The sequence below is a fragment of the Corynebacterium tuberculostearicum SK141 genome (genome assembly GCF_000175635.1).
Taxonomy (GTDB): Bacteria; Actinomycetota; Actinomycetes; order Mycobacteriales; family Mycobacteriaceae; genus Corynebacterium; species Corynebacterium tuberculostearicum_C.
Genome location: NZ_ACVP01000003.1, coordinates 202,641 through 226,196 on the forward strand (window position 1 = coordinate 202,641; position 23,556 = coordinate 226,196).

At 63.1% G+C, this 23,556-nt stretch carries 25 protein-coding genes and 1 pseudogene; 14 read left to right on the forward strand and 12 right to left on the reverse strand.

What is annotated here, in order from left to right; all coding sequences use genetic code 11:
* Positions 1 to 3: 3 nt before the first annotated feature.
* Entirely contained in the window at positions 4 to 474 is a 471-nt protein-coding gene (locus CORTU0001_RS01340) for a tRNA (cytidine(34)-2'-O)-methyltransferase (RefSeq protein ID WP_005322648.1), read from the forward strand.
* On the opposite strand, the gene CORTU0001_RS01345 is transcribed toward CORTU0001_RS01340, so the two are convergent.
* Positions 458 to 1,831 carry a PH domain-containing protein gene (locus CORTU0001_RS01345; RefSeq protein WP_005326798.1) on the reverse strand — a complete coding sequence of 458 codons (1,374 nt, stop codon included), beginning with the start codon at positions 1,829 to 1,831 and terminating at the stop codon, positions 458 to 460. The genes CORTU0001_RS01340 and CORTU0001_RS01345 overlap by 17 nt on opposite strands.
* The gene (locus CORTU0001_RS01350; RefSeq protein ID WP_005326799.1) at positions 1,828 to 2,289 is read right to left on the reverse strand and encodes a PH domain-containing protein; all 462 of its coding nucleotides are present in this window, start codon (positions 2,287 to 2,289) and stop codon (positions 1,828 to 1,830) included. Before CORTU0001_RS01350 ends, CORTU0001_RS01345 begins: the two co-directional genes overlap by 4 nt.
* A gap of 111 nt (positions 2,290 to 2,400) precedes the next feature.
* On the opposite strand from CORTU0001_RS01350, the gene CORTU0001_RS01355 reads away from it, so the two are divergent.
* Genes CORTU0001_RS01355 through CORTU0001_RS01370 form a run of 4 tightly spaced genes read left to right on the forward strand, consistent with a single transcriptional unit; the run spans position 2,401 to position 3,963 of the window.
* Positions 2,401 to 2,949, forward strand: a complete 549-nt coding sequence (locus CORTU0001_RS01355) for a hypothetical protein (RefSeq protein WP_218840718.1) — start codon at positions 2,401 to 2,403, stop codon at positions 2,947 to 2,949.
* Positions 2,942 to 3,160 (forward strand): helix-turn-helix domain-containing protein, encoded by a 219-nt coding sequence (locus CORTU0001_RS01360; protein ID WP_034667872.1) that lies wholly within the window; start codon positions 2,942 to 2,944, stop codon positions 3,158 to 3,160. Before CORTU0001_RS01355 ends, CORTU0001_RS01360 begins: the two co-directional genes overlap by 8 nt.
* Positions 3,161 to 3,202: 42 nt before the next feature.
* The gene (locus CORTU0001_RS01365) at positions 3,203 to 3,466 is read left to right on the forward strand and encodes a helix-turn-helix transcriptional regulator (protein ID WP_005322660.1); all 264 of its coding nucleotides are present in this window, start codon (positions 3,203 to 3,205) and stop codon (positions 3,464 to 3,466) included.
* Positions 3,466 to 3,963: a hypothetical protein gene (locus CORTU0001_RS01370; RefSeq protein ID WP_005326801.1), complete on the forward strand. Its 498-nt coding sequence runs from the start codon at positions 3,466 to 3,468 to the stop codon at positions 3,961 to 3,963. Before CORTU0001_RS01365 ends, CORTU0001_RS01370 begins: the two co-directional genes overlap by 1 nt.
* Here the strand turns inward: CORTU0001_RS01370 and CORTU0001_RS01375 are convergent.
* The gene (locus CORTU0001_RS01375; RefSeq protein WP_005326804.1) at positions 3,960 to 7,079 is read right to left on the reverse strand and encodes an error-prone DNA polymerase; all 3,120 of its coding nucleotides are present in this window, start codon (positions 7,077 to 7,079) and stop codon (positions 3,960 to 3,962) included. The two genes, CORTU0001_RS01370 and CORTU0001_RS01375, sit on opposite strands and share 4 nt — an antisense overlap.
* 137 nt (positions 7,080 to 7,216) lie before the next feature.
* Here CORTU0001_RS01375 and CORTU0001_RS01380 point away from each other — a divergent pair, with 137 nt between their 5' ends.
* The 3 genes from CORTU0001_RS01380 to CORTU0001_RS01390 all read left to right on the forward strand — a co-directional run bounded on the left by CORTU0001_RS01380 (position 7,217) and on the right by CORTU0001_RS01390 (position 9,865).
* Positions 7,217 to 8,080: a MetQ/NlpA family ABC transporter substrate-binding protein gene (locus tag CORTU0001_RS01380; RefSeq protein WP_005326805.1), complete on the forward strand. Its 864-nt coding sequence runs from the start codon at positions 7,217 to 7,219 to the stop codon at positions 8,078 to 8,080.
* Positions 8,081 to 8,150: 70 nt separating this feature from the next.
* Entirely contained in the window at positions 8,151 to 9,188 is a 1,038-nt protein-coding gene (locus tag CORTU0001_RS01385; RefSeq protein WP_005326807.1) for a methionine ABC transporter ATP-binding protein, read from the forward strand.
* A complete protein-coding gene (locus tag CORTU0001_RS01390; protein WP_005326808.1) occupies positions 9,185 to 9,865 on the forward strand; it encodes a methionine ABC transporter permease in 681 nt (226 codons plus the stop codon). Before CORTU0001_RS01385 ends, CORTU0001_RS01390 begins: the two co-directional genes overlap by 4 nt.
* Positions 9,866 to 9,901: 36 nt before the next feature.
* Here the strand turns inward: CORTU0001_RS01390 and CORTU0001_RS01395 are convergent, their stop codons facing one another.
* Positions 9,902 to 10,762 carry a sucrase ferredoxin gene (locus CORTU0001_RS01395; RefSeq protein WP_005326810.1) on the reverse strand — a complete coding sequence of 287 codons (861 nt, stop codon included), beginning with the start codon at positions 10,760 to 10,762 and terminating at the stop codon, positions 9,902 to 9,904.
* 110 nt (positions 10,763 to 10,872) lie between these two features.
* On the opposite strand from CORTU0001_RS01395, the gene CORTU0001_RS01400 reads away from it, so the two are divergent.
* Positions 10,873 to 11,430, forward strand: coding sequence for an AMIN-like domain-containing (lipo)protein (locus CORTU0001_RS01400; protein ID WP_005326812.1), 558 nt, complete (start codon positions 10,873 to 10,875; stop codon positions 11,428 to 11,430).
* Here the strand turns inward: CORTU0001_RS01400 and CORTU0001_RS01405 are convergent.
* Entirely contained in the window at positions 11,427 to 12,950 is a 1,524-nt protein-coding gene (locus CORTU0001_RS01405) for a Y-family DNA polymerase (protein ID WP_005326814.1), read from the reverse strand. The two genes, CORTU0001_RS01400 and CORTU0001_RS01405, sit on opposite strands and share 4 nt — an antisense overlap.
* Positions 12,947 to 13,543, reverse strand: coding sequence for a hypothetical protein (locus CORTU0001_RS01410; protein WP_050776568.1), 597 nt, complete (start codon positions 13,541 to 13,543; stop codon positions 12,947 to 12,949). Before CORTU0001_RS01410 ends, CORTU0001_RS01405 begins: the two co-directional genes overlap by 4 nt.
* Positions 13,544 to 13,673: 130 nt before the next feature.
* Between CORTU0001_RS01410 and CORTU0001_RS01415 the strand changes: the two genes are divergently transcribed.
* Positions 13,674 to 14,093 carry a hypothetical protein gene (locus CORTU0001_RS01415; RefSeq protein ID WP_005326817.1) on the forward strand — a complete coding sequence of 140 codons (420 nt, stop codon included), beginning with the start codon at positions 13,674 to 13,676 and terminating at the stop codon, positions 14,091 to 14,093.
* A 137-nt stretch (positions 14,094 to 14,230) separates the two neighbouring features.
* Positions 14,231 to 15,268 carry an HNH endonuclease signature motif containing protein gene (locus CORTU0001_RS01420; RefSeq protein ID WP_005326818.1) on the forward strand — a complete coding sequence of 346 codons (1,038 nt, stop codon included), beginning with the start codon at positions 14,231 to 14,233 and terminating at the stop codon, positions 15,266 to 15,268.
* Between the two features lie 67 nt (positions 15,269 to 15,335).
* Here the strand turns inward: CORTU0001_RS01420 and guaA are convergent, their stop codons facing one another.
* A complete protein-coding gene (gene guaA, locus CORTU0001_RS01425; protein ID WP_005326820.1) occupies positions 15,336 to 16,910 on the reverse strand; it encodes a glutamine-hydrolyzing GMP synthase in 1,575 nt (524 codons plus the stop codon).
* Between the two features lie 33 nt (positions 16,911 to 16,943).
* Here guaA and CORTU0001_RS11675 point away from each other — a divergent pair, with 33 nt between their 5' ends.
* The gene (locus tag CORTU0001_RS11675; RefSeq protein ID WP_157749110.1) at positions 16,944 to 17,315 is read left to right on the forward strand and encodes a hypothetical protein; all 372 of its coding nucleotides are present in this window, start codon (positions 16,944 to 16,946) and stop codon (positions 17,313 to 17,315) included.
* 111 nt (positions 17,316 to 17,426) lie between these two features.
* Here the strand turns inward: CORTU0001_RS11675 and CORTU0001_RS01430 are convergent, their stop codons facing one another.
* Both CORTU0001_RS01430 and guaB read right to left on the reverse strand, forming a co-directional pair.
* Positions 17,427 to 18,590: a GuaB3 family IMP dehydrogenase-related protein gene (locus CORTU0001_RS01430; RefSeq protein ID WP_005322688.1), complete on the reverse strand. Its 1,164-nt coding sequence runs from the start codon at positions 18,588 to 18,590 to the stop codon at positions 17,427 to 17,429.
* A 7-nt stretch (positions 18,591 to 18,597) separates the two neighbouring features.
* Positions 18,598 to 20,118 (reverse strand): IMP dehydrogenase, encoded by a 1,521-nt coding sequence (guaB, locus tag CORTU0001_RS01435; protein ID WP_005326824.1) that lies wholly within the window; start codon positions 20,116 to 20,118, stop codon positions 18,598 to 18,600.
* A 119-nt stretch (positions 20,119 to 20,237) separates the two neighbouring features.
* On the opposite strand from guaB, the gene CORTU0001_RS01440 reads away from it, so the two are divergent.
* Complete coding sequence (locus CORTU0001_RS01440; RefSeq protein ID WP_005326826.1) at positions 20,238 to 20,609, forward strand: DUF5319 domain-containing protein; 372 nt, start codon at positions 20,238 to 20,240, stop codon at positions 20,607 to 20,609.
* A 3-nt stretch (positions 20,610 to 20,612) separates the two neighbouring features.
* Here the strand turns inward: CORTU0001_RS01440 and CORTU0001_RS01445 are convergent, their stop codons facing one another.
* Positions 20,613 to 21,368 (reverse strand): hypothetical protein, encoded by a 756-nt coding sequence (locus tag CORTU0001_RS01445; protein WP_005326828.1) that lies wholly within the window; start codon positions 21,366 to 21,368, stop codon positions 20,613 to 20,615.
* A 65-nt stretch (positions 21,369 to 21,433) separates the two neighbouring features.
* On the reverse strand, positions 21,434 to 22,006 hold the full coding sequence (locus CORTU0001_RS01450; protein ID WP_005326830.1) for a sigma-70 family RNA polymerase sigma factor: 573 nt from the start codon (positions 22,004 to 22,006) through the stop codon (positions 21,434 to 21,436).
* 306 nt (positions 22,007 to 22,312) lie between these two features.
* On the opposite strand from CORTU0001_RS01450, the gene CORTU0001_RS01455 reads away from it, so the two are divergent.
* Entirely contained in the window at positions 22,313 to 22,615 is a 303-nt protein-coding gene (locus CORTU0001_RS01455) for a WhiB family transcriptional regulator (RefSeq protein ID WP_005326832.1), read from the forward strand.
* Positions 22,616 to 22,624: 9 nt separating this feature from the next.
* On the opposite strand, the pseudogene CORTU0001_RS01460 reads toward CORTU0001_RS01455, so the two are convergent.
* Positions 22,625 to 23,534, reverse strand: a pseudogene (locus CORTU0001_RS01460) (AAA family ATPase).
* Between the last annotated feature and the right edge of the window lie 22 nt (positions 23,535 to 23,556).

Genomic DNA, 23,556 nt, shown 5'->3' on the forward strand with positions numbered 1-23,556 from the left:
GGCATGAGCCAGCTGCACATTGTCTTTGATAACCCGGTCATTCCTACAAATACGGGCAACGCCATCCGCACGGCCGCGGTAACAGGCGCGAGCCTGCACCTGATTGAGCCGCTGGGCTTTAATTTCGACGATAAGCACTTAAAGCGCGCCGGACTGGATTATCACGATCTGGCTGATGTGCAGATTCACAAGGATTTTCAGGCCTGCATGGATGCACTGCCGGGGGCGCGCGTATTCGCGTTTACCACGCATACGGATAAGTGGTTTACGGATATCGAATACCAGGAAGGCGATGTCTTGCTCTTCGGCACGGAGCCGACTGGCCTGCCGGAGGAGCATATTAACCATCCGCGCGTGACGGACCGCGTGCGCATTCCGATGGTGCCGGCCAGGCGCTCGATGAACCTGTCGAATTCGGCGTCGACGGCCGTATTCGAGGCGTGGCGCCAGCTGGGATTTAACGGGGCGGTTTAAGTCCTGGCAGCTGGCGGGAGCGCAGGCGGGCAAGGAGTGCGGTGGCGTCGGCAAGCGTGAGGTTGCGCGCGGCCATGCGCACGGGCCCTTGGACTAGGTCGAGGTCGACGGTGGCCAGGCCGAGCGCCTGGGAAATCGGCCCGCGGCGGTAGGTGAGCTCCTGGATATGGGAGGTGTGGATGGCCTTGACGCGGCGGTTGAGCCGGCCGTTGCGCACGATGACATACTCGCCGGTGAGCGCGACGGTTTGCTGGCGGTAATCCAGCGGGGAGACCCATTTGGCGCGGGCCGGCGAGGCGTAGGTGGGGGCGGCATCGGCCGGGAGGAATTGCCGGGCTTGGACGAGGGTGCCCACCGGCAGGATGCGGGTGGAGCCAGAAGCCTTGCCGCTTGCCGACGCCCCATATCCCGCCACCGAAACCCTCACCTCATACCAGCCCAACGGCCGCCAGAGAAACGGCTGGGTAATTTGCACGGCGTGGATGCGGTCAAGGCGGATGCTTTGGCGGCGGCGATCGGCCAGGCCGTAGGTGATGTTGAGGACCTCGCCGTCGGTGCGGGCGGTGTAGCGCCAGGAGGAATCGAGCACGTTCCAGGCGTTGGGGATCGCGCCGACGAGGATGGGCAGCGCGGTCGACAGCGGCAGCCGGGTGACCACGACGACGATGAGGAAGCCGACGAGGAAAAGCGTGGAGGCGCGCAGCGCGGCCGCCATAAGGGAGCGCGCGATCGGGATTTCGGGCACGAGGGCCGGTTCTTCGACCGTCGCGGCGGGTGTGTGGGCGCCGATCGCGTCGGCGGAGGTTGCGTCGATGTCAGTGTCGGTGGCGGCCGGTGTGGGTGCGGGAGCACCATGGACGCGGGCGAGGATGTCATCGCGTAGGGCCTCGGCGTCGGACTTTTTTAGGTAGGCGATTTCGATGACAGAAGATTGACCACCTGCGGTTTCCACGCGCACGGCCGCGAGGCGAAAGAGTCGGGCGATGACGGGCTCGACGACGTCAACGGCCTGCGTGCGGTCATAGCGTGCGGTGCGCAGCTGGACAGATAATAGGCCGCGGCGCAGAGAAAGCTCTTCTGCGCCGAGCCGATAGCCCATGCGGCGCCACCATAGGCCGGAGACGAGCCACACCACCGCGCAGACCGCGATGAAACCGGCGAGGGCGAGGGCGGTATCACGCAAGGCCTCGCCGCGGTGTTCGCCGGTGATGAAGGCGAAGATATCGCGCAGGGCCGCCATGTTGACGTTGAGGGCGAAGGCCGCGATAAGCGCCAGGATTACCGACCACAGGCGCAGCAGCGGGGTGAGCCGGTGGACGTGTTGATACTGCGGTGTGGTGCTGGACTGATCACTCATAGTCCGCTCATCCGTTCGCGGGCTTGGTGGGCAAGGCGGGTGCGGAGGGCGTCGGCAAGCGGGGCTTCTAGGCCCTTAATGGTGGCGTCCGTGCTGGCCGAGGCCGTATGGAGCTGCAACTTTTTCAACCCGAGCGCGCGGTCGATAGGCCCGGAGGTCACGTCGACGAATTGGATGCGGCCATAGGGCACCACGGTGAAGGAATGCCAGAGCTTGCCGCGGGTGATAAGTAGCTCATCGTCGGTTTCGAGCCAGCCCATGTTGCGCACTTGGGCCGGGATGAGCCAGAGCAGCCAGAAGAAAAGGGCGACGAAAATTCCGGCCGCCCAATAAAACCACGGGGTCCACCAGAAGCCTGCAGCAGCGGCGGCCGCGGCAAGCAGAAACATCCAGCTCAGGTGGTGGATATAGCGCGAGGTAACCAGGCGCGGCGAGACGGGATTCATTTCTTCGCTCATAGTTATTGACAGTATCAATCGGGTCCAGCTCTTGCGTCACTTATCGCTAATCGATATTATCGAATTACGACAACATCGAAAGTCGATAAGTTATCGACGGAAAGGATTGTCATGACCACCCCACAACCCGCCCCCAAGGCCGAGCGCCGCGAAATTAATGCGGCAGCCGGTCTCGCCCTCCTCACCATCATCATCCTCGGCCCCACCTACCTGCGCGACCTTGCCACCGGCCGCTTTTCCACCGCACTGAGCGCAGCCATCCCAGAAGGCCTAAGCAAACACAACCTCGACGGCGGACCATTCTGGATACTCACTGCGGCGCTCGTTACCAAAATCGCGGCAATCTTAATCATCGCGTTCTTTGCCTACCGTCTGGTCAGGCCAATGCTTCGCGGGCAGGTTTTTAATACGAAAAATATCCGCCTCCTGAACGGAATGACCGCCGGCATCCTCGTCTGGTTTATCGGACGGTTCGCACTCGAAGGCCTGGGCAATAACTGGGCCTCCTCACAGCTTGGAATCGACTGGTGGGCCAGCCAGGACGGAACATCCCTTGGCGAGCTCGCCCTGCCCTACCTCTTCGTCTGCACCTTGCAGCTCTTCTCGGCCGCCATCAAGCGCGGCTGCAAGCTGGAAGAGGAGGTCGAAGGCCTTGTCTGAAACACAAGAACCCCAGGTGGTTTGCCACCTCGACCGCATCATGGAAGAGCGCGGCGTTACCGGCGCGGGGCTCGCTAGAGAAGTAGGAATCACCCCAGTTAACCTCTCCGTCCTAAAGAATAATCGCGCCAAGGCCGTACGCTTTAGCACCCTGGCAGCACTGTGCACGGCATTGGATTGTCAGCCGGGGGATATCTTCGGCGTCGAGTAACAACCCTTGCCAGGGTGTTGGGTTTATGCAATACTTTGACTCATGTCCCCAAAGAAGAAGCCCTCCGCACCCATTTATAACCGGGTACGCGTGCTGCGCGCCGAGCGGGACATGTCGCGCGCGCAGCTGGCTGAGGCCATCGACGTCAATCCCCAGACCGTCGGAGCCCTCGAGCGCGGGGACCACTCCCCCAGCCTGGACCTAGCCTTTCGCGTCTGCGAAGTCTTTGACCTTCCGGTGGAGGCTATCTTTTCCCGCCAGGAATTTGCCCCTATGTCCACTGAAATCTATAGGAAGAATTCCTAATGGCTACCACAATTCCCGCCTCTGTTTCCCGCCGCAAGCGCTTGATCCTAGCCGGCGACATTTTTCTCGGCCTGGCCATCGTGGCGGCGGCCCTGCACTTCTTCGCGCTTGGCTTGTCTAATCTGCTGTGGCCGATAGCTGGCATTGCGGCGACCATGTGCACCACGTGGCTGCGCCAGTCCATTCGGCACCTCGACGTTCCCACTACGGAAATGGATGAGTACGAGCTGCGCCTGCATACCAACGCCCGCGACAAGGGCCTGAAAACCGCATTGGCCACGGCCATAGTGCTCTTCCTCGTCGCCGGCGCCACCGCCTTTGGGCTGCGCTTCTTCAGCGCGGAGCAGGTTGCGGTGGAGCAGGCGACCTCCGGGGCTAATATCGCCATCTTCTTTGCCAAGCTCATCTATATCCAGCTGCTGTGGATTCCGTTTGCGGTAGCCAAGGAATTGGCCAATAAGCTCAACGCGGACGAGCTGCGCAGCGGCGGCAACTAGCGGAAGTCACGGGAGCCGCGGGAGAGGAATTTACCAAAGTCCAACGGCTCGAGCTTATCCGCGACCACGCTGACCGCTCCGGTGGCATTTTGTACGATGCCGCGGATGATCATTGCGCGAGCGGTGCGGGCCAGAACTTTATGCCGCGACCACAATCCGGGTGAGACCATCACGTTCATCAGGCCGGTTTCATCTTCCACACCCAAAAAGGTCAGGCCAGAAGCAGTACGTGGGCGCTGGCGGTGAGTAATGATGCCGGCGATGCGCACGCGGGTGCCATCGGGGACATGGGGGAGATGGGAGGCAGGGAGGACGTCGGCAAGCGAGGCACGCACCAGCTCCATCGGCTGCTGATTATGGGTCACGCCGGTCGCGGCGACGTCGGTAGCCATGAGCTCAAACGCGGACATACCGGGCAGGTGCGGCGAAGCCAGGGCGGACGTACCAGGCAGCATGCCCTCGCGCTCGGTGGCGGCGACGCCGGCCTGCCACAGCGCTTGGCGACGATCCAGCCCAAGGCACTCCAACGCCCCGGCCGTAGCCAGCGCCTCCACCTGCTCCACGCTGAGATCCGCCCGGCGCGAAAGATCGGACATGCTAGTAAAAGGCGCGCCCGCCTCCACGCGCTTGGCGGCGGACTCCCCCAGCCCCTTGATGAGGTTAAGGCCCAAGCGAATCTCCGCCGATCCCGTCGCATGGGCCTGGGCGCCGGAGTCATTAATGCTTACCGGCAGCACCCGCACGCCGTGGCGCCGAGCATCCTGGATGAGCGACTGCGGGGAATAGAAACCCATCGGCTGCGCGCGCAGCAACCCCACGCAGAATTCCGCCGGGTAGTGGTATTTAAACCACGCGGAAAAATACACCAGCGAGGCAAAAGACTGCGAGTGCGATTCCGGGAAGCCATAGGCGGCGAAGGCCACGATTTTTGCCCACAGCTTTTCTGCCACCTCGCCCTCGATACCGTTGGTCTCGCGCAGGCCGGCAAAGAAGCGGCTGCGCAGCGCGGCCATCTTTTCCGGGGAGCGCTTCGAGCCCATGGCGCGGCGTAGGTCATCGGCCTCGGCGCCGGAAAAGCCGGCGGCATCGACTGCAATCTGCATCAGCTGTTCCTGGAAAAGCGGGATGCCCAGGGTTTTGCCCAGGGATTTCTCCAACACGGGATGGTCATAGGTGACCTCCTCCAATCCATCGCGGCGGCGAAGGTAGGGGTGCACGGACCCGCCCTGGATGGGGCCGGGGCGAATGAGCGCGACCTCGACCACCAAGTCAAAGAAGCGGCGCGGCTTCAGCCGCGGTAGCGTGGCCAGCTGCGCGCGGGATTCCACTTGGAAGACGCCCACCGCATCGGCGCGGCAGAGCATGTCATAGACCTCCGGCTCGGCAAGGTCGAGCTCCCACAGGTGCACCTCGCGGCCGGTGGTGGCGCGCACAGCATCGATCATATGGTGCAGCGCCTCCAGCATGCCTAGGCCCAAGAGATCGAATTTCACCAGGCCGGCGGCCGCGCAATCGTCCTTATCCCACTGCAATACGGAACGATTTTCCATGCGCGCCCATTCCATAGGAACGACGTCCGCAATGGGCCGATCACATAGCACCATGCCACCGGAGTGGATGCCTAGGTGGCGGGGCTGGCCGAGGAATTGCTCGGCTAATGAGGAGACGTCGGCAGGCGGCTCAGAGGTACCTTTCGACCACGCATCGGCCGAGCCCTGCGGGTAGCCCAACGCGCGGGCGGCATCGCGCGTAGCTCCCTTGCGGCGATAGGTAATGACATTGGCCACCTGCGCGGCGCGATCGCGGCCGTGGGTGCGGTAGACATACTGAATAACTTCCTCGCGGCGGCCGGACTCGATGTCGATATCAATATCGGGCGGGCCATCGCGGTCCGGGGAGAGAAAGCGCTCGAAGAGCAGCTGCGCGGAGATGGGCTCGGCGTTGGTAATGCCCAGCGCAAAGCACACCGCGGAGTTGGCGGCCGAGCCGCGGCCTTGGCACAGAATATTCTCGCGGCGGCAAAAATCCACCAGGTCGCACACAATCAGGAAGTAGCCGGGGAAGCCCAGCTGCTTGATGACGCCCAGCTCATGCCGAATCTGTTTCCTTGCCGCCTGCCTGATCTCGGCCGGGCGCGAAGCATAGCGGTCCTTAGCGCGGCGCCAGACCTCATGCTCCAGCCAGCTCATTTCGGTATACCCCTCCGGCACCGGAAAATGCGGCAGGTTGGGAGCGAGCGCGTCCCAGGTAAAGGAACACTCTCGGGCGAGCGCCACGGTTTCGGCGATGAGCTCCGGCCGATCCGGCAAGAGTTGCGCCATCTGCTCGCCGGATCGCAGCCAGCCAGCACCCATGGGGTGGGCGTGCGGCGCGGCGGCCGCAAGGGATTCGCGCCGGGCTAGGGCACGCTTGGCGGCGGCGAGCCGAGCTTGGTCGCGGGTCGCGGCCGCGGGCCGTGCGGTTGCGATGGCCCGCAGGTTATTGTATTTATCGAGGAAACGGTGCTGATCCGCATCCTCGGGGGACATGCTGCACGAATATTCGAGAACTATGCTGTCTATTTTTATTCTTTCGAGCAGGTTATCGATTTCCGCTAGCGCCTCCGGCCCCACCAGAAAGAAGCACTCCCCTTCCAGTTCGCGTGCCACCTCATCTAACGGCGGATAAGCTACGCGATCCTTCTCCCCAGCCTCCATTCGGGCGCGCGCGATGAGGCGCGACAGGCGGCGATAGCCCTCCGGAGTGCGTGCCAGCACGGTCACCGGGGCCTCCGCAAGCGATAGCTCCGCACCATATACGGCGGGAAGTCCTGCTTTAGCTGCGGCTTCAGCAAATTTCATCAGGCCATAAAAGCCATCGCAGTCTACAATGGCCAGCCCCTCAAGGCCCAGCTCTACAGCTCGGGCCACCAGTTCCTCCGGCTCGGCGGCGCCGTCAAGAAAGCTATAGGAACTTACCGCGTGCAACTCCGCGAAGGGGACGGCGGAGTGACCACGCCGAGCAGAATCCGCTGGCCCATGAAGGTGATTAACCGGCACGGGCGCAGTAGATTCGCGACCAGAGAGAATGCGCTCCACCCGCGACCACGACAGTGCTTTTCCGCCATTAAATTCCACTCCAGACAGCGTAATATCGAATCATTGTTCTATACAAGCCGGTGGGGCGTGATGTTCACAATAGACAAAGCGGTTCGCTGATTGCTAAGTTGCTAAACAAGCAAATTATTTCAACTCCTACAAGAAGGGGATTCCCCATGCAGATCCGTCGCGTAGTGGCTGCTACCGCCGCCGTAACCATCGCCGCCACCAGCCTGGTGGCATGCTCTTCCGACTCCGATGACTCCAAGGCCATCAAAGTCGGCACCACCGATGACGCAAAGAAGGCTTGGGTAGCGTTCGAGCAGGAAGCAAAGAACGCAGGCTATGACATCGATATCCAGCCTTTCGCGGATTACAACACCCCGAACCAGGCTCTGGACCAGGGCGAGCTGGACACCAATAACTTCCAGCACCTGAAGTTCTTGGCGGAGTATAACCACGGCAACAGCACCAACCTGGTGCCTATCGTGGCTACCGAGATCGTGCCGCTGGCACTGTTCTGGAAGGACCACGACTCCCTCGACGGCATCGAGGGCGAAGAGGTCGCCATCCCGAATGACTCCACCAACCAGGCTCGCGCCATCAACGTGTTGGTTCAGGCCGGCCTTCTCACCCTGAAGGACAAGGACAACCTGGAGCCCACCCCGCTGGACATCGATGAGAAGAAGTCCAAGGTCAAGGTCACCCCGGTAGATGCCGCACAGACCACGTCCGCACACGGCGAGGGCACCCCGGCGATTATCAATAACTCCTTCTTGGAGCGCGCCGGCATCGACCCAGCCACCGCCATCTTCCAGGACGACCCGAACTCTGAAGAGGCAGAGCCGTACATCAACGTCTTCGCCGTCCGCGAGGAAGATGCCGATAACGAGGACATCAAGAAGCTCGCCGAGCTATGGCACAGCGACGCCGTCCAGGAGGGCGTTGACGAAGACTCCGCCGGCACCTCCGTCGAGGTGGAGCGCAGCCAGGAGGATCTGCAGAAGATCCTGGATAAGCTCGAAGCAGATCTGGACTAATCACCCTTGCTTTTACCCCGCCGGAGACCCCGGCGGGGTTTGGCACTTTCCTAGCTAAGGACGCAAACACGTGGCAGATTCCACCCACCGCGGCACCCGCATTGAGTTCCGCGAGATCACCAAGATCTTTAAGCAGAAAAAAGCGCGAATTAAGGCGCTCGACCATGTCTCCATGACCATCGAGCCTGGCGAAATCGTCGGCATCATTGGTTATTCCGGCGCCGGCAAGTCCACCCTCGTGCGCATGATCAACGGCCTGGACACCCCATCCTCTGGCGAGCTACTGCTCGACGAGACCAATATCGTTGGCATGTCCGAGCGGAAACTGCGTGGCATTCGCCGCAATATCGGCATGATCTTCCAGCAGTTCAACCTGATGAGCTCGCGCACCGCGGCCGGCAATATTGAATACCCGCTGCAGCTGCAGGGCGTCGGCAAGCAAGAGCGCGCCAAGCGCGTGCAAGAGCTGCTGGACTTCGTCGGCCTAGGAGACAAAGGCAAGAGCTACCCGGAGCAGCTTTCCGGCGGCCAGAAGCAGCGCGTTGGCATTGCCCGTGCGCTGGCCACTAACCCTTCGCTGCTGCTTGCCGACGAAGCCACTTCCGCCCTCGACCCCACCACCACACAGGAAGTCCTCGACCTCCTGCGCCGGGTGAACAAGGAATTCGGCATCACCATCGTGGTTATTACCCACGAGATGGAAGTCGTTCGCTCCATCGCCGATAAGGTCGCCGTGATGGAAAACGGCCGCGTAGTAGAGCAAGGCAGCGTCTATGAGGTCTTCTCCAACCCGCAGACCTCCGTGGCCGCCAAGTTCGTGGCCACCTCGCTGCGCAACGAACCCGACGTCGTCGAAACCGACGACCTGCTTGCGCACGAAGGCCGCCTGTTTACCATCAACCTGACCGAGGAATCTGGCTTCTTCACCGCCGCCGCTCGGCTCAAGGAAGCCGGCGTGTCCATCGCCGTTGTCCACGGCGGTATCACCACGTTGCAGCAGCATTCCTTTGGCAAGCTGACCGTGCGGCTTAGCGGCGATAATAACGCCATTGAAGAGTTCTACCGCACGCTTTCTACCACCACCCAGATTGAGGAGATTGCACGATGACCGTCACCAACCTCGCCCAAGCCAACTGGGACCGCCTCGGCCCTTCACTAGCCGAGGCCATCGTCGATACCCTCATCATGGTCTCGACCACCCTCATCGTCTCCGGCATCCTCGGCCTTGGCCTGGGCATGCTGCTCTACACCACCCGCACGGGCGGCATCCTGCAAAACAGGTTTGTCTACGTCATTGTGAACCTGCTGGTGAACTTCGTCCGCCCCATCCCGTTCATCATCTTGCTGGCCTTTGCCCAGCCGTTGACCGTCGCTGTAATGGGCGGCTCCATCGGCCGCGGCCCGGCCACCTTCGTTATGGTGATCGCCGCAACCTTCTCCGTGGCCCGCGTGGTGGAGCAAAACCTCGTGGCCATCGATCCCGGTGTTATCGAGGCCGCCCGCTCCATGGGTGCCTCGCCGTGGAAGATCATTACCTCCGTCATCGTTCCGGAGGCCCTCGGCCCGCTGATTCTGGGCTACACCTTCCTGTTCATCGCCATCGTGGATATGTCCGCCATGGCCGGCTACGTCGGCGGCGGCGGCTTGGGTGACTTTGCCATCGTCTACGGCTACCGCGCCTTCGAGTGGGAAGTCACCGTCGTGGCTACGCTCATCATCATCGTGCTGGTGCAGGCCGCCCAGTTCCTCGGCAACTGGCTCTCTTCCAAGGTCATGCGCCGCTAGCCCCCGCTTGCCGACGCCGCCCCCGCCCCGCGCAGCCTACTCCGCGACCGGCTCCACGCCGGTCGCTACGATGGCTTGGCCTTTCTTCGGCGCATCGCCGCAGGAGGAGACCACGCCTTCTACCTCGCGCTCCTCGAGCGCCACGCGCCAGCGCCGGCCGTCAGTGTGGCTGACCTCGCCGCCGTCGGTGGCGGTGAGCTGGCCATAGGAGAGGTCCTCGCCGGCGTCGATAAGCGAGCGGGCCACCGCCAACTCCGCCACCTGGCCGCGCGGGCCGAAAATACCGCGCCCGCGATTTACCGGGTAGAAATACTTCCCCTTCGCCGCCGCCGCAATCATCTGCGCGGCGGCTTCTTTATTCATGCGGCCAAAGGAATAGGCCCATGGCATAAGCATGACCGACGGCGCGAACCGGTGCCCCTTCGTGTGCGAGGTCTCCCACACCATATCCGGATAATCCGCCACCAGCTCCGCAGCCAGCGGCCGGCCCTTGACCGCACAGCACGTATCGCGCTTCGCATGCGTACACACCAGCACTAGCGGCGTATCCAAAGAGCCGCCCCCATTGCGGCCAGGCCCGGTCAGATCCAGATCGAGGATTTTCTCTGGGCCCGTCAGCAGCACGAGTTCCATCACGCCCTGTTCGGCCCACACCAGGTAGCAGCGGTGCATCTTGCCCACCTGGCGACCGTTGCGGCCCGGCCGGCGAATAAGCTGCAGCCCCGCCGCGCCCTTCAGCTTGGACTTAAGCTGCGCTGTGAGCTCCGGCCCAAAGGTATCGCCATCAAGCACGTCTCGCGACCATCCACCCGGCCACTCGAAAAGCACATAGACGGATTCCTTCTTCGCCGTGCCCGGCAGCGGCTCTACCTGGATATCTGAACAGAACTCGGTCATATACCTAAGCCTAACCTTTCTGCATTCCAGCTCACACCCTTGGCAACAATTCGGCCACGAAGTACCCCCTCAGCTATACAGTTCACGGCCGAAAATATAACCTAGGGGACATGTTGAAAGTCCGTCTCGCCGCAACGCTTCTCGTCGCTGCTTCTCTCAGCGGCTGCGCCGCCCACGAGACGGACCGCACCACCATGGCCGCGTCTGCGGATAACTCCCAGCTCAATCCGCTAGGCCAGGCCAATATGGAGATGAAAACCCTCCGGCCGCAGGCGCCCTCCGAGCTCACGGTGACCGACGTGCGCATCGGCCGGCACGAGGGTTTTGAGCGCGTCGTCTTCGAGCTCGACGGCGGCGGCACTCCCGGCTGGTTCGTGGACTATGCCGACACGCCCACGCAGCAGGGCTCCGGCAAGACCATTGACCACTCCGGCGAGACCGCACTCAATGTCAATATCGACGGCGTGGTCTATCCCTTCGAGGCCGGCAAAGATGATCCTCGCATCGGCGTGGTGGATGCCCCTACGGAAGGAATTGTCACCCAAGTGGTCAATGGCGGCACTTACGAGGGCCGCTGCCAATTTGTCATCGGCATGACCTCCCGCAAGCCTTATTCCGTGCAGGTGCTCGATAACCCCACCCGCCTCGTGGTCGATATTCGCGATTAATAGGTCGCCTCAACCCGCCAGCGACCGCCGGACCATACCAACAGCCAGGCCCGCTGATGCTCTTCGTGGTCGGATTGGCCCACCACCTGCAGGCGCGCTACGTGTTGCGGGGTATCGGTCCACCACTGCGTATCCACCGGCCACGGCCCGGCCCAGCCCAGCACGCGGAAACGATGCGCGCCCCAGCTCAAGGCCACCGGCACCCCGGACAAGAGGGCTTCGGCGGTGACGAAGACGGGTCGCTCGGCGGCGTCGATAAGCCGAATGCGCGCGGCCGGGTGGTTCGGCCCACCGCCCAGCCGTGCAGGCAAGGGTGCGGGAATGCGGCCGGGCCACTCGCCGTCCGGCGGGGCGTCGCGCTGCTCGCCATAAGGCACGTACTCGATGCGCTCGGCCACCCCACGGCCGCCCACCGCCCGCGGCTGCAGCACGCGATCCACCCCCAGCTGCGATTGCACGCGGGCGATCACGCGCTTGACCTGCTCCTGCGAGCTCTCCCCGCCCCAGAGACCTGCAGCGGACGGGGCGGCGACCTCCACCGGCTCCAGCGCTAGGCGGCGAATGGCCGCGCCCTCACCAGTAGCGCGCGTGAGCCAGCCATCGAGCTGCCAACGCACGCGGTCCGCGGTGGCCTGTTCCGTCAGCGCTTCCTGTGTGCGCCATACCCGCGCCAGCTCCTCACCGGTGCCAAACTCCGCCACCACGCGCAGCCGCAGGCACACCTTGCCGGCCTCTTCCAAGCGGGCATGCAGCCGGGCCGCGAGTTGGCGGGCCGCGAAGGCGGCCGCGTCCACACGCTCGATGCGCTCTTCCATCTCCACCGCCAGATCCGGGCGCGCCAGCTCTGGGGCCACGCGCCTATCCGCACGGGCCTGGGCCAGTTCGTGGGCGCGCCGGCCAGGCTCGCCAAACCGGGTGGCTACCTGCTTAAACGGCAGCGCGGCTAAGTCGCCCAGGCGTCGCACGCCCAGCTTGTCCAGCTGTGCGATAAACCCAGCCTCAAAGCCCAAGGCCTCATCGGCCGCCAGCACGCCTATGGGCTGGGTAGCCAAAAACTCCCGCGAGCCGCCCTCTGGCACCACCGCGCCCACGCCGCAGTACCGGGCTGCGATGACGGCCGTGGCAATCTCATCGGCGACGCCGAGGGTGGAGTCGAAGCCGGCGTACGATGAGGCGTCGACAAGCATCTCTAGTGCTTTCTCCCCGTGGTAGCGCAGCGCCGCGCCCGCATCCACAATCGCCAGGCCCGGGCGCAGCACCTCCACCGAGGACGCCACCGCATCCAAGCCGGCCGCAACCTCCGCAAACGCCGCACCATCCCGGTCCGGATTGGCCTCCACCACTGCGGCCTCGGGGCACAGCGCTTGGGCCTGGCGCAGGCGCATCCCGCGCCGCACGCCCGCCCGGCGCGCGGCCCTATCGCACACCGCCACCGCGTGATTGCGCGCAATAACCATAGGGCCCTGCCCGCCGGCGGCCTGGATGGGCCAATCCGGAAACCACACGGCCGCTACCCTCATACGGCCTCCAACCGGCGACGCTCACCCACCGTGAGCACCCCGCGCGAGGTAGCCTGCTTCGAGGTCACCTCCACGTCCATGTCCACGCCGCGAATGCGCCCGCTGCCCTTGCCGACGCCCCGATAGGCACTCACCCGCGCCCCTATCCCCACCGCCGTGCCGGGCAGGCGCGTGCCCACCGTAAGCACCGCCGCGCGCCCGCTGCGCACCTTCGCCAGCACCGGCCGCGCCTTGGTGGGGCTCACCTCGCCGGGCGGCCCATGGTGGATAACAAGGTCCAACCCTTCCGCCAATACTCCTGCCACCATCCAGGATTCCAAGCCCGGATCCGGCACGGTTACCACGCGTTCGATAGCGCCTTCCTCGGCCACTTGTGCGAGTAGCAAATCCGGCCACCCCACCACTCCCACATACCCGCCACGGGCGGTGAGGTGACAGATAAGCTCCACCACCAGCGCTGGGCAGCTCGCACAGTGCACCACCTGTCGGCGCGCCAACCCACCTGCGGGAAGCAAGCGCGCCAGGCCAGGGAGCGTATCTACCAGCTCTTCTTCCGGGCCGCGCTCCATAGCGCGCATGCGGGTACGCAGCATCGCCACGCGGTCCGACCTACTTAGCCCGGCCACCGCTTTTTCTAGGCGAACGCTCGTTTGACTCACCCGAATAGTATGAACCCTCACCCGGACACATGCAAGTGTATGTTCGAATGGTATCCTTAGCGGCATGAACTTCAACGCTGCCTACGGCGCCATGCGCGAGCACACCACTCCCATCCCTACTCCACCTTGGGTGCGCTTGGGCTCGTCCATCCTCATCGGTGCGGCCGTGGCGCTCTTGGCTAGCCGCGCACATATCTTTGCCGCACTGGTTGGGGCACTCGTATGCCTCGTGGCGGCCTTCGTTCTCGTCTTTGCCCACCCCTACCGCCGCGCGATGCGTGCCTATGCCGACAAGCGCAATGTCGCTCTGGTTCCTACCATCGCACAGCTCGTGCCACTGATGATTCTGTGGCTTATGGTGATGCTCGCGCCCATCGTGGCCCTGCCCGCGTGGGGCGCCGGGCTGGTGTGGCTAGTGGTCTTTGGGCTGAGCTTTTTCGCCTTCCCCCACGTGGATGGCACGCGCCGGCTCGCGTTTGCCTAATCTATACGACGCTTTTCGGGGTTATCCACAGCTTTTTCGGCCCGCGGCGGGTGTGCGGGCCGGGTTATCCACAGAATCGGCCGTAGCGGTTGCGCCGGCCGTGCGCCGGTGTGGGTGCGCGCCGTAGCGTTGCAGGCATGAACGCACTCGAGACCTACCTCACCGCCTTGGGCCCTGGCATGGACATCATCGCCGGGTGCCAAGGCATGTCTGGGTCCGAGCTCATGGACCGCGGCGCGCCCGATGCCATCGCCGCCGATCTGCTGCTTTTGTGCGAAAGCTACTTCGGCCGCACCAAATTTACGCGCCTGCAGCGCCGCGCTATTGCCGACGCCCGCCGCAACACCCACTCCATCGCCACCCTTACCGCCCTAGAACGCATTGTTAACCGCGCGCCCAGCAAGAAGCAGGCCTGGCAGCTGCGCGCGGAATGCTGTGCGATGGCCGGCTCGATGAGCCACATCCTTAAACACGCCCGACGGCGCCTGCGGGAGATGAAAGACGACACCGTAAGCCCAGGCGTGCGCACTTACCGACGCCCCAATGATTACTGGACGCTTGCTATCACCGGAACCTCTAGTTTCATCGCGGATCTCAACGCCGCACTGGCCGCGACCGGAAAGCAATCGCTCGAGGCGGTAGAAAAGATCTTCTTTGACCAAGCTGCGGCCGCGCGGGCAGAAGTGGTGACCAATGCCATCGTGCCGTTAGACAAATTCATCCGCATCCGCGACGGCCGCGGCGATGATATCGAGCTCGATCTGACCAATGGCGCCACCATCACCGGCACCGAATATCTGCGCCGCGTGCTCAACGACGTCGGCTTTGCTGGCGACAAAGAAACCGGCTACGTCACGCTCGTGCACCCCGAAGAAGGTCCAGTCAATCTCTACCGCACGGCGCGCGTGGCCAATGACAAGCAGCGCATTATGGCCGCCGCAGAAAACCCACGCTGCGCCTGGCCGGGCTGCAACCAACCGGCCGACCTCTCCCAAGTCCACCACCTCAAGGCGTGGAGCAATGGCGGGGAGACGAATATGAAAAACCTGGTCATGTGCTGCGCTTACCATAATGGCGTCAACGACGATGACCCCAACGCCCCACCTCGGCGCGGCCGCCTCGAGCGGGTGGGCGGGCGCATTGTGTGGCGGCCACCGTTTACCCCACGCGAGTAAGCGCCGCCCGCTAAAACGAGCGAGAAGGCGCTCAGCACTAAACTGAGCGCCTTCTACGCATGCCGTTTTACTCCCACTCGATGGTTCCTGGTGGCTTGGAGGTGCAGTCCAAGACCACGCGGTTGACGTCCTTCACCTCGTTGGTGATGCGGGTAGAAATCTTCTCCAGCACCTCGTAAGGCAAACGGGTCCAGTCTGCGGTCATGGCGTCTTCCGAAGACACCGGGCGCAGCACAATCGGGTGGCCATAGGTGCGGCCGTCGCCCTGCACGCCAACGGAGCGGACATCGGCCAGCAGTACTACCGGGCACTGCCAAATCTGGTCATCTAGGCCGGCATTGGTCAGCTCGGTGCGGGCAATGAGGTCTGCCTCGCGTAGCGTCTCCAAGCGCTCCTCGGTTACCTCACCGATGATGCGGATACCCAAGCCCGGGCCCGGGAATGGCTGGCGGCTAACGATCTCTTCTGGCAAGCCCAGCTCGCGGCCGACGGCACGCACCTCATCCTTAAACAGCAGGCGCAGCGGCTCGACCAGCTTGAACTCCACGTCATCTGGCAAACCGCCGACATTGTGGTGAGACTTAATATTCGCCGTGCCATCGCCGCCGCCAGACTCGACTACGTCCGGGTACAGAGTGCCCTGGACGAGGTAGTCGACGGTGGAGCCTGCGGGGGCGTCGTCAAGCACGCCTGCAACCGCGCGCTCAAAGGAACGGATAAACTCCGCGCCGATGGCCTTGCGCTTGGCTTCTGGGTCGCTAACTCCTGCCAGCTTTTCCAGGAAGGCGGCACGCTCATCCGCAGTCACCAGCTTCGCACCGGTGGAGGCGACAAAGTCCTTTTCTACCTGCTCGCGCTCGCCGGCACGCAGCAAGCCGTGGTCAACAAAGACACAGGTGAGGCGATCGCCAATGGCGCGCTGCACCAGTGCGGCCGCTACAGCGGAATCTACACCGCCGGACAGGCCACAAATAGCGCGGCCTTCCTCGCCCACCTGTGCGCGGACATCCGCGATGAGCTGCTCGGCGATATTATCGGCCGTCCAGTTCTGTTCTAGGCCAGCAACCTCAATAAGGAAGCGGGTAAGAACCTCCTGGCCGTGCGGCGAGTGCTGTACCTCAGGGTGGTACTGCACGCCGGCCATCTTCTTGTCTAGGCACTCCATCGCTGCAACCGGAGCACCGGCCGACGTGGCCGTAACCTCAAAACCTTCAGGAGCGGCAGATACGGCATCGCCGTGAGACATCCACACCTTGTGGGTAGCCTCCAGGCCTTCGTGAAGTACGCCGCCCTTGACATTCATATCGGTACGGCCGTACTCACGCTCGCCAGTCGACGACACGGTGCCACCAAGCGCATGGTTCATGGCCTGGAAGCCGTAGCAGATTCCGAAGACTGGGATGCCGAGCTCAAGCAGCTCCGGCTTCAGGGCCGGGGCGCCGTCGGCATAAACGGAAGACGGACCGCCCGTCAGAATAAGCGCGGCGGGATCTTTAGCTTTGATTTCCTCCACAGACGCGGAGTTGGGGACAACCTCGGAGTAAATCTTGGCCTCGCGCACGCGGCGGGCAATAAGCTGCGCGTACTGAGCGCCAAAGTCCACAACGAGGACGGGGCGCGGGGTAGTATTTGGCTTAGTCACGCCCCATAGTCTAACCCACTAAACTGATAGCTTATGAAGCGCTTGGCTATTGTGCTCGCCGCGAGCCTGCTGTTGTGCGGTTGTGACACCACCCCGACTACGGCCGAGGTGACGTCTGCGCTGGATGAACAAGGCCCGCAACAGGTGACACTTCCGGCCGCGGAAGTCTTTGGAAGCGAGTGGGATGAGTGGGTTCCCTTGTGTGGCACTCGACAGGCAGAGCGTGTGGGTCATCCAGAAGTTGCGCATAATTCGGTGGTTCTACGCGCGAGCGGTGAAGAAAAGGTTGTAGAGCTCAATCCCTCGGGAGTACGCGTGTGCCCGGTCCACAACGCAGGGCAATGGCGGCCGATGACAGGCAAGACCACGTGGAGGCGTGAGGGCGGCTGGCAATTGGTTTCCTAAACCACTCTCCTACCTCGCCAACTGGTATCTGTTCGGCGGCGAAGGAAGCCCTGAGACAAAGAAACGCGGCTGCGCCAAGAAGGCACAGCCGCGTCAGGACTCTCGCGCGGATTAGTAGCGGACGGCGAGTTCGACCTTCTGGAAGGACTTCAGGTCGGTGTAGCCGCACTTGGCCATGGAACGGCGCAGCGCGCCGACCAGGTTGGTGCGGCCGAAGGGCTCGCTGGAGGGACCGTGCAGCACGGTTTCCAGCGACGGGGCGGCCGATTCTTCTGTGGCTTCGGCCGGGGTACCGGTGGTGAGGAAATCGACGTCCAAGTCGGTATCGGCCCCGGAGAACTGGACGAAGCCGCGTGGGAAACGCGGGTGGCCGGCCGTGGCGGGCCAGTACCAGCCCTTGCCGCCGGCCTCGCGGGCCTGGGCAAGCAGTGGGCCGAGAGCAACACCGTCAGCGCCGCAGGCGAAAGCCTTGGCAATATTGCCGGAGTTTTCAAACTCGGTATCGGCGATGATGTGTACGTAGCGGCCGCCGGTCTCGTCGAGGTAGTCGCGGCGGGCTGCGGCGGCGTCGGCAATCGCGGTGCCCATGGCCGAGTCAATGCCTACGGTCTCGGCGTTAGTGGTCACGCCTGCGCCAACGATGACGCCGGCAGCACCGGTGCGCATCAGGTGTAGCGCAGTGGTGTAGTCGGTAACTCCGCCGGCGATGACGGGAACGTCAAGGGAGCCAATGAACTCCTTGAGGTTCAGCGGCTCACCGCCGGTAGCCACGTGCTCGGCCGAGACCAGGGTGCCCTGGATAAACAGCAACTCGGCACCGGCCGCGATGACCTTCGGGGCCATCTCGCGAGCATTTTGCGGAGAAACGCGCACAGCAACGGTAACTCCGGAGTCGCGGACTTGGGAGATGCGCTCGGTAAGGAGGGCGTCGTCAAGCGGGGCGGCGTGCAGCTCCTGGATGATGGAGTTATCGCCCGGCTGCGAGTAAATGCGGGCCAGGGCGCCCTCGAGGTCCTTGTGGCGACCCCACAGGCCCTCGGCATTAATGACGCCCAGGCCGCCCTGCTTGCCCATCTCGATGATGAACTCGGGGGTGGCGAGCGCATCGGTGGGGTGGGAAACGAAGGGGATGTCGAAGGTATAGGCGTCGATGTGCCAGGTGGTGTCCACGTCCTTGGAAGAACGGGTACGACGCTGCGGCACGATGGATAGTTGCTCTAGATCGAAGGTGCGGCGGGCCTCGCGGCCGATGCCAATTTCGGCGTATTCACGCATGATATTCCTAGCGGTAGTTTGGTGCTTCTGCGATTTGCTGCAGGTGGTGCGGGTGGGATTCCTTCAAGCCCGCGGCGGTGATTTGGACGAAGCGCTTGGTCTTCAGCTCGGCCAGGGTGGCGGAGCCGGTATAGCCCATGGAAGCGCGCAGGCCGCCGATAATCTGGTGCACGATGGCATCGATATCGCCGCGGAAGGGCACGCGGCCCTCGACGCCTTCCGGAACCAGCTTGTCTTCGCTGCGGACATCGGCCTGGAAATAGCGGTCCTTGGAGTAGGAGCGCTTCTCACCGGAGAGGCCGCGGCCCTGCATGGCGCCCATGGAGCCCATGCCGCGGTAGCGCTTGTACTGCTTGCCCTGGTAGACCACGATGTCACCGGGGGCTTCGGTGGTGCCGGCAAACATGGAGCCCAGCATGACGGTATCGGCGCCGGCCGCCAGGGCCTTGGCGACGTCGCCGGAGTACTGCATGCCACCATCGCCGATAACCGGCACACCGGCCGGGCCAGCTACTGCGGCGGCCTCCATCAGGGCCGTAATCTGCGGCGCGCCCACACCGGCGACGACGCGGGTGGTGCAGATGGAGCCCGGGCCGATGCCGACCTTGATGGCGTCGGCGCCGGCATCGATCATCGCCTGGGCGGCCTCGCGGGTGGCAAGGTTACCGCCGATGACATCGACCTTGGAACCGAAATCCTTTTGGACGCGGGCGACCATTTCCAGCACGCGGTTGTTGTGGGCGTGGGCGGAGTCGACGACGAGGGCGTCCACGCCGGCGTCGACAAGCGCGGCGGCGCGCTGGTAGGACTCTTCCCCGGTACCGATGCCGGCCGCAACCAACAGGCGGCCGGCCGAGTCCTTGGACGCGTTAGGGTACTGCTCGGTCTTGACAAAGTCCTTGACGGTAATCAGGCCGGTGAGCTTATTATCCGCATCGACGATGGGCAGCTTTTCCACCTTATTGGCCGAAAGCAGTTCGAGGGCTTCCTTCTTAGATACGCCCTCGCGCGCAACGACGAGCGGCATGGCCGTCATGACCTCGCTGACCTTGCGGTCAAAGTCAGGCTCGAAGCGCATATCGCGGTTGGTGCAAATACCCACCAGGGTGCCATCCTCGTCTACCACCGGCAGGCCAGAAATACGGAAGCGGGCACACAACGCGTCTACTTCCCCGATGGTCATATCCGGGCGGGCGGTGATGGGGTCGGTGACCATGCCGGACTCGGAGCGCTTCACAATCTCTACCTGCTCGGCCTGGTCCTCGGTGGAAAGGTTGCGGTGCAGCACACCGATACCACCCTGACGGGCCATGGCAATGGCCATGCGGGCCTCGGTCACGGTATCCATGGCGGCCGAGGCAAGCGGAACGCCGAGGCGGATATTGCGGGTAAACTGCGCGCCGGTATCGACCTCGGAGGGCACGATATTGGATTCGGCGGGCAAAAGGAGCACATCATCAAAGGTCAGGCCGCGCAGGGCTACCTTGTTCGGGTCATCTCCACCAGTATGAATACGGTTCTCGCTCATCGAGGTCTCTCCTTAACAGGTTTAGCGGCTAACCTAACTGTAGTGCGTTGCCGGCCGACGACACCATTTGGGCAGGGGGTAAATTGCCTCGGGAGGGTAAGTTCAATAGGCTCGCAGACGTGAACTTCTTCGCCAATATGCCCCGCGATCCTTTCGCCGATGATCCGAATGACCCCGCCTCCTTCCTGGAGGAGGACGAGCAGGTCATGCCGCTTACCGACGATGACCGGATCGCCATCATCCACGACCTCGCGCTGGTGCAGAAATTCGCGTCCATCCTCGGCCCGCGCGGCATCGATGGCATCTTCTTCTTGTGCGAGGATTGCCAGGAAAACCACTTTTATGAGTGGGACATTATGGCCGCTAATATGCGCGCCACCCTTGAAGGCGAGCTAGCGCCGGTACATGAGCCAGGCGCCGAACCAGATCCCTCCCGCTACGTGCCTTGGGACTACGCCTTGGGTTACTTGGATGGCCTAGAGGGCCGCTAGCCTCTACTGCTGCTGGCCCAACTCGATGGTGGTCGTCGGCTCATCCTCAACGTTGGGGTTGGGCTGCGGGTTTGGCTGCACTTGTTCCGTGACCACCACGGTTTCGGTGGCGTATTGAGTTTCGGTCACGGTGACCTGCTCCGGCTGTTGCTCCGGTTGCGAAGCTTCTTCCGCCACGGTTTCGGTGGCAGTCTCCGTCACGGTGTGCGGGGTGGGCTTCGGGTGCGCAGAGCGTTTTTGATCGGCCTCACGGTTGGCGGCGATGGCCTTTTCTTCTTTGCCTTCGGCCTCATCCAGCTTGGCGCGGGCGTCCTTCATCAGTTCGCGAGCGCCTTCAATATCACCTTCGGCCGCGCGAGATTCCATCTCTTCCAGCGTGCCGGCCAGCTCTACGTTGCGGGTCTTATCGCCCTTATCAAAGGTTCCGGCGTGCAGCATGGCTCCACCGGCTCCAGCGATGACTAGCGTTGCGGCCGCCGCACCGATGAGCCCATGTACGAACGGGCCGCCGCGGCGGCGCTTGCGGGCCTGGCCTAGGTCGATGACCTCAGGCTCAGCTTCGGCGCCTTCTACCAGCGGGGCTGGAGGCATCTGCTTATCGACGTCCCCCTTTAACTCCAGCAGCAGCTCCGCCAGGTCATCCTGGCCGTCGGAAGGGTTAGTTCCCTTCGAAAGCTCGGTGAGGAATGCATCATCATCTATCAAGGGCTGGAGCTGGTCCGCCAGGCCGTCATTTTCGCCGTGGTGCTTCGGTGCCATGATGGTGTCTCTCCCCCTTCCTTTCTGTTAAGAGATATCTGCTGTAAGAGTCGGCCGCTAGGCCCTTAGCGCGCAGTTTCCTGGGCAGCTTGGAGGGTCTTTCGCAATTGAGCGAGTGCTCGGTGTTGTGCGACACGAACCGCGCCTGGGGTGGAACCCACAATTTCCGCGGTCTCTTCTGCCGACAAACCGTTGAACACGCGCAGAATCACGATGTTTTTCGCCTTGTCACTTAACGTATCGAGCAAGGCGCGCATTCTGTTACTACCGTCGGCCTCTAGCGCCCACTCTTCTGGGGTAGCTTCGTGCGCGGAGTCTTCTGGAATTTCTTCGGTAGGGGTGGACTTATCGCGCCCCATGGCGCGGTGGGCATCGGTGACCTTGTTGAACGCAATGCCGTAGACATAGGCCATAAACGGGCGGCCCTTGTCCTCGTAGGAGCCAATGGAGGTGGCCACTGCAAGACAGATCTCTTGGGCTACATCCTCCGCGGTGGGTTGGCGGCCGCCACCGATGCGGGCGCGGCAGTAGCGCAGCACCTGCGGGTGAATGATCCGCAGAACTTCTTGCAGCGCTCGACGGCTGCCGTCGACGGCATGCGGGACGAGATCCGCTAGCTCCTGTTCCTTATCACTCACGTATGCACCCTCTGACATGTTTTAAACCGGTAACTAACCATATTGGCACACGGGAAGATTATGCAAAGGCAACGCGCGGCCCCAGCGCGTGCGCAACCCGAGCGGCAGAAAATTCACAAACCGTTAACCTTCGTTGTTTCCGCTGGTAAACCGTAGTGCCGGAGGGGTGAACTGGGGAAGAATACCTAAAAGTCAAAAATAGGTAACCCATCGTTAACCCACGCGCGAAACACTACGTGAGGTTGCTTGCCGTAACACTGCGGAAGCCACACAAGAATTCTCGCCCTTACAAAGGAGCTAAGTAACGTGTCTCAGCCTCATTTGCTTCCCGGTCCCACCGCTGACCTGTGGGATTGGCAGCTACAAGGCGCCTGCCGCGGAGAAAACTCGGACGTGTTTTATCACCCAGATGGCGAGCGCGGCCGTGCCCGCGCCCAGCGCGAAAACCGCGCCAAGGCCATCTGCAATTCCTGCCCGGTCATTGATCTGTGCCGCGAGCATGCCCTGCAATCCGCCGAGCCTTACGGCGTCTGGGGCGGAATGAGCGAATCCGAGCGCGTCGTTGCGCTGCGCCAACGCCGCCGCGCCGCCGCGCCGGTCAACGCTTAAGGCAGAAGATTAGGGGGAGACGAGGGCGTCGGCAAGAAAGCGCCCCGTCACCGAGTCTTGCTGCTCGGCTAAATCGGCCGGGGTGCCGCTAAAGACCAGCTGGCCGCCGGCCGAACCGGCGCCGGGGCCCAAGTCGATGGCGTGATCCGCATGCGCGAGAACGGCCAGATTGTGGTCGATGCAGATGACGGTGTGCCCGGAGTCCACCAACTCATCCAGCAGCGCCAGAATCCGGGCGGTATCTGCCGGGTGCAGGCCGGTCGTGGGCTCATCGAGGACCAGCACATCAGCGGTGGATTTCTTATCGCTCAGGTGCGCTGCGAGCTTGAGGCGCTGGCGCTCGCCGCCGGACAAGGTGGACAGCGGCTGGCCTAGGGTGACATACCCCAGGCCGACGGTGCACAGGGTATCGCAGATTTTCGCCGCGGCCGGTGCCCTCGCATTCGGGACACATGCCGCCGGTGCGCTCGAACCGGCGCACCTCCTTGGTGCCGTTGACCTCGATGGCGCCCTGGCCGGAGGCGGAGGGCACATTAAAAGAATAGGCCGCCGAGCCACCGGCGCGCGGGGTGGCCATACGCGAGTACAGCACGCGCAGCATGGCAGTGATATCGGTGGCGGTGCCAAAGGTGGAGCGAGAGGAGGCGGCCATGGGCTCCTGGCCCACCACGATGGCGGCCGTAAGATGCTCTAGCTTATCGACGTCCGGCCGGGCCAACGACGGCATAAACCCCTGCACGAATCCTGGGTAGGTCTCGTTAATAAGCCGCTGAGACTCGGCCGCGATGGTGTCGAAGACCAGGGAGGATTTGCCGGAACCGGACACACCGGTAAAGACGGTGAGCTGTCGCTTAGGGATGGACAGCGAGATATCGCGCAGGTTGTTTTCGCGTGCGCCGGTGACCTTGATGTATTCCACGGGCCTAGTCTAGGCACAACAA

Excerpts from the sequence above, each read along its gene's own strand:
- CORTU0001_RS01340 (WP_005322648.1), top strand. The coding sequence starts at position 4 with ATGAGCCAGCTGCACATTGTCTTTGATAACCCGGTCATTCCTACAAAT.
- CORTU0001_RS01345 (WP_005326798.1), bottom strand. The coding sequence starts at position 1,831 with ATGAGTGATCAGTCCAGCACCACACCGCAGTATCAACACGTCCACCGG.
- CORTU0001_RS01350 (WP_005326799.1), bottom strand. The coding sequence starts at position 2,289 with ATGAGCGAAGAAATGAATCCCGTCTCGCCGCGCCTGGTTACCTCGCGC.
- CORTU0001_RS01355 (WP_218840718.1), top strand. The coding sequence starts at position 2,401 with ATGACCACCCCACAACCCGCCCCCAAGGCCGAGCGCCGCGAAATTAAT.
- CORTU0001_RS01365 (WP_005322660.1), top strand. The coding sequence starts at position 3,203 with ATGTCCCCAAAGAAGAAGCCCTCCGCACCCATTTATAACCGGGTACGC.
- CORTU0001_RS01370 (WP_005326801.1), top strand. The coding sequence starts at position 3,466 with ATGGCTACCACAATTCCCGCCTCTGTTTCCCGCCGCAAGCGCTTGATC.
- CORTU0001_RS01380 (WP_005326805.1), top strand. The coding sequence starts at position 7,217 with ATGCAGATCCGTCGCGTAGTGGCTGCTACCGCCGCCGTAACCATCGCC.
- CORTU0001_RS01390 (WP_005326808.1), top strand. The coding sequence starts at position 9,185 with ATGACCGTCACCAACCTCGCCCAAGCCAACTGGGACCGCCTCGGCCCT.
- CORTU0001_RS01395 (WP_005326810.1), bottom strand. The coding sequence starts at position 10,762 with ATGACCGAGTTCTGTTCAGATATCCAGGTAGAGCCGCTGCCGGGCACG.
- CORTU0001_RS01400 (WP_005326812.1), top strand. The coding sequence starts at position 10,873 with ATGTTGAAAGTCCGTCTCGCCGCAACGCTTCTCGTCGCTGCTTCTCTC.
- CORTU0001_RS01405 (WP_005326814.1), bottom strand. The coding sequence starts at position 12,950 with ATGAGGGTAGCGGCCGTGTGGTTTCCGGATTGGCCCATCCAGGCCGCC.
- CORTU0001_RS01410 (WP_050776568.1), bottom strand. The coding sequence starts at position 13,543 with ATGCTGCGTACCCGCATGCGCGCTATGGAGCGCGGCCCGGAAGAAGAG.
- CORTU0001_RS01415 (WP_005326817.1), top strand. The coding sequence starts at position 13,674 with ATGAACTTCAACGCTGCCTACGGCGCCATGCGCGAGCACACCACTCCC.
- CORTU0001_RS01420 (WP_005326818.1), top strand. The coding sequence starts at position 14,231 with ATGAACGCACTCGAGACCTACCTCACCGCCTTGGGCCCTGGCATGGAC.
- CORTU0001_RS11675 (WP_157749110.1), top strand. The coding sequence starts at position 16,944 with ATGAAGCGCTTGGCTATTGTGCTCGCCGCGAGCCTGCTGTTGTGCGGT.
- CORTU0001_RS01430 (WP_005322688.1), bottom strand. The coding sequence starts at position 18,590 with ATGCGTGAATACGCCGAAATTGGCATCGGCCGCGAGGCCCGCCGCACC.
- guaB (WP_005326824.1), bottom strand. The coding sequence starts at position 20,118 with ATGAGCGAGAACCGTATTCATACTGGTGGAGATGACCCGAACAAGGTA.
- CORTU0001_RS01445 (WP_005326828.1), bottom strand. The coding sequence starts at position 21,368 with ATGGCACCGAAGCACCACGGCGAAAATGACGGCCTGGCGGACCAGCTC.